The 6,778-nt window shown below is 70.6% G+C and carries 6 protein-coding genes; 5 read left to right on the plus strand and 1 reads right to left on the minus strand.

The genetic code is table 11. From position 1 onward, the window contains the following. Positions 1–11: 11 nt before the first annotated feature. On the plus strand, positions 12–617 hold the full coding sequence (locus E1292_RS30180) for a VOC family protein (RefSeq protein WP_132599020.1): 606 nt from the start codon (positions 12–14) through the stop codon (positions 615–617). Between the two features lie 67 nt (positions 618–684). Here E1292_RS30180 and E1292_RS30185 read toward each other — a convergent pair whose 3' ends face one another. Beyond that, complete coding sequence (locus E1292_RS30185; protein WP_132599022.1) at positions 685–2,352, minus strand: endo-1,4-beta-xylanase; 1,668 nt, start codon at positions 2,350–2,352, stop codon at positions 685–687. A 332-nt stretch (positions 2,353–2,684) separates the two neighbouring features. On the opposite strand from E1292_RS30185, the gene E1292_RS30190 reads away from it, so the two are divergent. The 4 genes from E1292_RS30190 (at position 2,685) to E1292_RS30205 (ending at position 6,767) form a co-directional block, all read left to right on the plus strand. Next, the gene (locus E1292_RS30190) at positions 2,685–4,346 is read left to right on the plus strand and encodes a class I adenylate-forming enzyme family protein (protein WP_132599024.1); all 1,662 of its coding nucleotides are present in this window, start codon (positions 2,685–2,687) and stop codon (positions 4,344–4,346) included. Between the two features lie 239 nt (positions 4,347–4,585). Further along, a complete protein-coding gene (locus tag E1292_RS30195) occupies positions 4,586–5,002 on the plus strand; it encodes a hypothetical protein (protein WP_132599026.1) in 417 nt (138 codons plus the stop codon). A 14-nt stretch (positions 5,003–5,016) separates the two neighbouring features. Next, positions 5,017–5,370, plus strand: a complete 354-nt coding sequence (locus E1292_RS30200; RefSeq protein ID WP_132599028.1) for a nuclear transport factor 2 family protein — start codon at positions 5,017–5,019, stop codon at positions 5,368–5,370. A 95-nt stretch (positions 5,371–5,465) separates the two neighbouring features. Then, positions 5,466–6,767: an MFS transporter gene (locus tag E1292_RS30205; protein ID WP_132599030.1), complete on the plus strand. Its 1,302-nt coding sequence runs from the start codon at positions 5,466–5,468 to the stop codon at positions 6,765–6,767. The last annotated feature ends 11 nt before the right edge of the window (positions 6,768–6,778 follow it).

The raw sequence follows: 6,778 nt of genomic DNA on the forward strand, positions 1-6,778 counted from the left end.
ACGGTTGTCGCATGGCTGCGACCCCAGAAACGGTGCACTGGCGCGGCGTGCACCACCTCGCCCTGGTGACCGCGGACATGGACGCCACCGTGCGGTTCTGGCACGGCGTGCTCGATGCCCGCCTGGTCGCCACCCTCGCCGTCCCCGCGTTCAGGCACTACTTCTTCGAAGTGGCGCCGGGCAACACCATCGCCTTCTTCGAATACACCGACCAGCCCATCGACAGTTTCGCCAAACCCGCCGGCGTGCCGTACGCCAGGGCGGCGCAGTTCGACCACCTGTCCCTGCACCTGCCGGACGAGGACGCGCTCAACCGGCTGCGCGACCGGCTCAAGGCGCACGGCTGCGAGGTCACCGACGTCATCGACCACGGCTTCCTGCGCTCGATCTACTTCAGCGACCCCAACGGGATCGCCCTCGAGGCCTCCTGGTGGGCGCTCGACCCGACCGGCCGCCCCGCGGACCACGCCGACGAGCGGCTGTTCGCCGACCCCGACCCCGTGCCCGCCGTCCGCGAACTGCGTGACGACGGCCGGCTCCACCACACGACCGCGACGAAGCTCGTCGACGGCATCATCGAGGACCTCCGGCGCGAAGGCGTCACCCTGGAGCCCTGACCGCCCCGGGCTGCGGCACGACGGCGACGATCCCCCGAGGGCTTCCCCCGGGGGATCGTCGGGGCCGTCAGGCGCAGGTGTAGCCGGACGGCGTCTGCGTGTTCCCGTTCGGCCGGGTGACCTGGAAGCCGAAGCTGGTGCTGGCGTTCGGCGCCAGGGTGCCGTTGTAGCCGGCGTTCCTGACGGTGACGGTCTGCCCGCTGACGGTCACGGCGGCGTTCCACGAGCCGGCCAGCGTGTGCCCGGACGGCAGGGTGAAGGTGACGGTCCAGCCCGAGATGCCGGACGTGCCGGTGTTGGTGACGGTCACCGGCTGCACCACGTACCCGTTGCCCCACTGGTTCTGCACGGTGGCCGTGGCGGTGCAGCCGCCCCCTCCGCTGCCGCCCTCGGCCGTGGTGAACGTGGTCGTGGGCGAGTTGCCGGACAGGTTGCCTGCTCCGTCACGCGCCCGCACGTACACCACGTACTCGGTCTCGGGGGTCAGCCCGGTGAGGGTGACGGAGTTGGTGGTGGCCGTGCCGAGCTGCGTGTCGCTGGCCCCCTGCTCCCGGTAGACGTTGTAGCCGGCCAGCCCGCTCCCCCCGCTGTCGGTGGAGGCCGTCCACGTCAGCCTGGCGGAGTCGGCGGTGACGTCGCTCGACGACGGTGTGCCCGGAGTGGTCGGCGCCGTGGTGTCGTCGCTGCTCGAGCCGTCGTCGAGGGCGTCGTGCACGGCGTTGTAGGCGGGCTTCTTCTGGTAGTTCTCGTCGTAGATCAGCGCCGCGCCCTGCCCCTGGAACGTGTCCGGCACCCACGAGTGCTTGTCGGTGAAGCCCCAGATCGTCACGCCCGCGCAGGCGGTGACGGCCAGGCAGGCGTTGACGGCGTTGCGGTAGTAGGTCGCCTGCGTGGCGTCCTTGGAGGAGTCTCTGGGCATCTGCATGCGGATGTCCAGCTCGGTGATGCGCACCTGGACGCCGAGGGCGGCGAAACGCTCCATGTTCTGCTGCAGGTCGTTCGGGAAGCCGTACTGGATGGCGAGGTGCCCCTGGAAGCCGACGCAGTCGACGGGCACGCCCTGCTGGCGCAGCGACCGGACCAGGTTGTACATCGCGGTGCTCTTGGCGTTGACGCCCTCGACGTTGTAGTCGTTGATGCACAGCCGGGCGTCGGGGTCGGCCTCACGCGCGGCCCTGAAGGCGTCGGCGACGAAGCTCTGGCCGAGCGTGTTGTACCAGAACGACGAGCGCCAGCCGCCGTTGTCGTCGAAGATCTCGTTCACCACGTCCCACGAGACCACGGCCGGGTTGTCGGCGTAGCGCCCGACGACCTCGGCGATGTGGTTCTCCATCGCCTCGCGCATGGCGCCGGCGCCGAGGCTCTGCACCCAGCCGGGCGTCTGGTTGTGCCACACGAGCGTGTGGCCGTGGACCTGCTGGTTGTTCTGGGTGGCGAAGTTGACGATGGCGTCGGCTCCGGAGAAGTTGAACTGGCCCGGGTTGGGCTCGGTGGTGTCCCACTTCATCACGTTCTCGGCGGTGATCTGGTTGAACTCGGTGGCCGCGATGTTGCGGTACGCGGTCTCGTTGGACAGCGGGCTGGTGGCGAGCGCCGCACCGATGAACTTGCCCCGGCTCTGCGCGTGCGTCCGCAGGGGCGCGGACGCTTCGGCCGTGGTGACGGGGAGGAGGAAGGTCAGGAGCATCCCCACCAGGGTGAGGGCTCTGATGAGCGAGGACGAACGCACGGACATCTACCTCCGGAGGCAGGCACTCGGTTCCGAAAGTTTTCGATCCGGACAGGATCGCACCGGAGACGGTATTGACATGCACCCATGCGGTCAACGCCGAGCCGGACCCGGCCCTAAAAGGGCAGCTGGGAGCCAGAAATTATCGGAATGAGTATGAAACTTTCATCATCCCGAGGCGGTGAGCATCGTTCCCGGTCGTCACGGCATCAGGCAGCCTTCCCCGATCGGGCCGCCGCAGAAACCCCCGATCTGCCTATTTTTCCTGGTCTAGCGTGACGTACCTACCGGTCGGTACTGTGTTTCCGGAATAATCGTCCACTGCGGGAGTTCTGCGCATGTCTCTTTCGCACGCCCAGGCCCAGGACCAGCTCACCGGCCCCGGCCAGCTGTTCGAGATCGAGGAGATCGGCGACACCGGGATTCGCACCTGGAAACATGCCCCAGGCCACTTCCGCGCGCTCCTGCAGACGAGCAGGCTCCACGGCGAGAAGGACTTCCTCGTCTACGAGGACGAGCACATCACGTTCGAGGAGCACTTCCGCCGCGCCGCCACCCTCGCCCACCGCCTCGTCGACGACTACGGCGTGCTCAAGGGCGACCGGGTGGCGGTGGCCATGCGCAACTACCCGGAGTGGGTGGTCTCCTTCTCCGCGGCGCTGGCGGCCGGAGCCATCGCCGTACCGCTGAACGCCTGGTGGACGGAGGCCGAGCTGGCCTACGGCGTACGCGACTCCGGCGCCAAGGTGCTGATCGCGGACGGTGAGCGCGCCGTCAGGCTGGCCTCGACCGGCGTGCCGATGATCGTCACCAGAGGAGAGGCGCCGGAAGGAGCACGCCCGTTCGCGGAGGTGCTCGGCGAGGTCGCCGCCGGCGTCGAGCTGCCCGACGTCGAGCTGTCCCCCGAGGACCCGGCCACGATCTTCTACACCTCCGGCACCACGGGCAGCCCCAAGGGCGCCCTGGGCAGCCACCGCAACCTGGGCCAGTCACCCATGACCGTCGGGTACGGGCACATGCGCGCGCTCGCCATGGCCGGCAAGGACCCCGCCGCCTCGGCGGGCGCCCGCAGGGTCACCCTGCTGACCGTTCCGCTCTTCCACGTCACCGGCTCGTTCTCGGCCCTGACCACCTCCATGTTCAGCGGCGGCGGCCTGGTGCTCATGTACAAGTGGGACCCCGGCCAGGCGCTGGCCCTGATCGAGCGGGAGAAGATCACCGGGATGATCGGGGTGCCGACGAACGCCTGGCAGCTGATGTCCCATCCCGACTTCGGCACGTACGACCTGTCGTCCCTGACCAGCCTCGGCTACGGCGGCGCCCCCGCCCCGCCCAGGCTGCTGGAGCGCATCGGCGAGAACCTGCCCGACCGCGCGCCCTCCAACGGCTACGGCATGACGGAGACAAGCGCCCTGGCCATCGGCAACGGCGGCGCCGACTACCAGGCCAGGCCCGACAGCATCGGCCGGCCGCTGCCCGTGGTCGACGTGCGGGTGGTCGACCCGGCGGGCTGCGAGCTGCCGCCCGGCGAGGTGGGCGAGCTCTGCGTGCGCGGCCCCAACGTCATCATGGGCTACTGGAACAAGCCGGAGGCGACGGCGCAGACGTTCATCGACGGCTGGCTGCACACCGGCGACCTGGCCAGGATCGACGAGGAGGGTTTCGTCTACATCGTCGACCGGGCCAAGGACATGGTGATCAGGGGCGGCGAGAACGTCTACTGCGCCGAGGTGGAGGCGGCGATGTTCGAGCACCCGGCGGTGGACGACGTGGCCGTGATCGGCGTGCCGCACGACGAGCTGGGCGAGGAGGTCGGCGCGGTCATCCGCCTGGCTCCGGGCGCCTCGGTCACGGCCGGGGAGCTGCGGGCGTTCCTGACCGGCCGGATCGCCACGTTCAAGATCCCGGTGCACGTGTGGTTCCGCGACGGCGAGCTGCCCCGCAACCCCGGCGGCAAGATCCTCAAAACCCGCCTGCGCAGGGAGATCCTGGGAGACTGACCGGCCCGCCCGGCCGGCCCGCCCGGCCGGCCTCCCCCGGAGGTGTCCGGGCGGCGCTCCCGATCACGCCGCCCGGTCTGCGAACGCCGGCGTGACGGTCATCACAGAGCCCGCGCTTTCGCAGGTGGCGACGCCTTTCCCGAGTTCGTTCGCGCGCCTGCTTACCTCGCGCGTAATCGCGGCCCCTATCCCGTGGCTGACATCGTTCAGGTGTCGCACCGACCACTGGAGGAGCCGAGATGACCGCTCTGACCGTCACCACCGACCGGACGAAGTTCCTGCGTCTCGTCCTGGCCGCCGACGCCGTCGTCACCGGCGGCAACGGGCTGGTCTACCTGGCCGCCGCCGCACCCGTGGGGGTGCTGCTCGGCCCTGACGCGGCCCTGCTGCGCGGCATCGGCGCCTTCCTCCTCGCGTACGGCGCCGCGGTCGGCCTGCTGGCCGGCCGAGCGCTGCGCCGCACGATCAGCCCGGCCGCCGCCGGGGCGGTGATCGCCCTGAACATCGGCTGGACCCTCGGCAGCATCGCCGCCGTCGTCACCGGAGCGCTGCACCTCACCACCGCGGGCGCCGTCTGGGTCATCGCCCAGGCGCTGCTCGTGGCCGTGTTCGCCGAGCTCCAGATCGTCGGCCTGCGCAAGACCCGCACCACGTGACCAAGGAGAAGACCATGACCCTCGTGGAACGCTACATCGCCGCCTGGAACGAGACCGACCCGCAGGCCCGCGCCAAGGCCGTGGCCGAGCTGTGGACCGAGGACGCCACGTACACCGACCCGCTCGCCGACGTGGCCGGGCACGCCGGGATCGCCGCCGTGATCGAGGGCGCGCAGGGCATGTTCCCCGGCCTGGTGTTCACGCCCGGCGAGCTGTACGACGCCCACCGCCACCTCGCCAGGTTCACCTGGCACCTGGGCCCGGCGGACGGCGAGCCGGTGGCGGTCGGCTACGACGTGGTGGAGCTGGCGGAGGACGGCCGGATCCGCAAGGTGCTCGGCTTCCTCGACAAGGCACCCGCCGCCTGACCGACGCCATCGAGGCCCCCGGCTCCGCCGGGGGCCTCCCGCGTGCCCGAAAACGGTTTGCCCGGGCCGGCACGTTCGCCGGACAATTCACTCTCGTGCTCGCTGGAGCGAAACGTTTCCTTCGCCACCTCTCCCCCGACGTGAGTCCGCTGCGCGACTCCCGCGACTACCGCCTGCTCTTCGTCTCCGGCGTCATCACGATGTTCGGGACGTTCATCACCATGGTGGCGGTCCCGTTCCAGATGAAGGAACTGACCGGCTCCTACCTCGCCGTCGGCCTGGTGAGCCTGGCCGAGTTCGTGCCGATGGTGGTGTGCGGCCTGTGGGGCGGGGCCATGGCCGACGCGCACGACCGCCGCACGATCATCCTGTGGAGCGAGGTCGGCCTGCTGGTCACCTCCGGCGCGCTCATGGCCAACGCGCTGCTGCCCGAACCCCAGGTGTGGGTCCTGTACGTGGTGGGCGCCGTCTCCACCGGCATCGCCTGCCTGCAACGGCCCAGCATGGAGGCCGTGTTCCAGCAGGTGGTCAGGCACGAGCAGCAGGGCGCCGCCGCGGTGCTGACGAGCCTGCGCTGGAACTTCGGCGCCATCGTCGCCCCGGCGCTCGGCGGCCTGCTGGTGACGACCTACGGCTCGGCGGCCGCGTACGGGATGGACACGCTCACCTTCGTGCTGTCGCTGCTGCTGCTGTGGCGGATCCGGTCGCTGCCGCCGGCCGCGGACGCCGCGCCCGCGTCGTTGAAGTCGCTGGTCGAGGGCGTGCGTTACGCCATGGGGCGCAGCGACCTGATGGGCACGTACCTGGTGGACATCGCCGCGATGGTGTTCGCGATGGCGACGGCGCTGTTCCCCTTCCTGGCCGACGAGCTGGGCGCGCCCCAGGCGCTGGGGCTGCTCTACTCGGCGGGCGCGGTGGGCGCGCTGATCGCCTCGCTCACCGGCGGGTGGGCGGCCCGCGTGCAACGCCACGGCCTCGGCGTGATCATCGCCGCCGCGCTGTGGGGCGTCGCGATCGCCCTGGCCGGCCTGGCCACGAACGTCTGGCTCATCGTCGGCTGCATCGCCCTGGCGGGCGCCGCCGACATGATCAGCGGCATCTTCCGGATGACCATGTGGAACCAGACCATCCCGCAGGAACTACGCGGCCGCCTGGCGGGTATCGAGCTGCTCTCCTACGCCAGCGGCCCGATGCTGGGCAACGCCAGGGCCGGCCTGATGGCCAACCTCGGCGGCACCCGCTTCTCCCTCGGGGCCGGCGGCCTGCTGTGCGTCGCCGCCGTCCTCGGACTGGCCACCGCCCTGCCGAAGTTCCGCGGGTACGACGCCCGTACGGACGAGCACGCCCTGGCCGAGAAGGCCCGCAGGGAGGCGGCCACCCCGGAACCCACCCCCTGACCAGCCTCTCC

The organism is Nonomuraea deserti, assembly GCF_004348685.1.
GTDB classification, from domain to species: domain Bacteria; phylum Actinomycetota; class Actinomycetes; order Streptosporangiales; family Streptosporangiaceae; genus Nonomuraea; species Nonomuraea deserti.